The organism is Bradyrhizobium sp. Kon69, from assembly GCF_055807515.1.
The window spans coordinates 1-263 of record NZ_JBVVOS010000398.1 but is presented as its reverse complement, the minus strand read 5'-3'; the positions used below and the strand labels follow the sequence as shown (position 1 = coordinate 263).

1 protein-coding gene is annotated in these 263 nt (G+C 64.3%); it reads left to right on the top strand.

Annotation, left to right across the window (positions count from 1 at the left end):
• Positions 1-263: NAD(P)-binding domain-containing protein (locus AC0L3U_RS39580; RefSeq protein ID WP_473365146.1), on the top strand; the 263-nt coding region annotated here is incomplete at both ends.

The window sequence follows — 263 nt, the reverse complement described above, 5'->3', positions numbered from 1 at the left end:
CCGGCCTGGAGGCCCTGGTGGCCGGGCTGCAGAAGCCGCGTGCGGTGTGGGTGATGTTGCCGGCAGGCGCGCCCACTGAAGACACCATCAATGAGCTGAGTGAGCTGCTCGAAAGCGGTGATGTGATCATCGACGGCGGCAACACCAACTACAAGGACGACGTACGTCGCGGCAAGGCCCTGGCAGAAAAGGGCCTGCACTACGTCGACGTCGGCACATCCGGCGGCGTCTGGGGCCTGGAACGTGGCTACTGCATGATGATC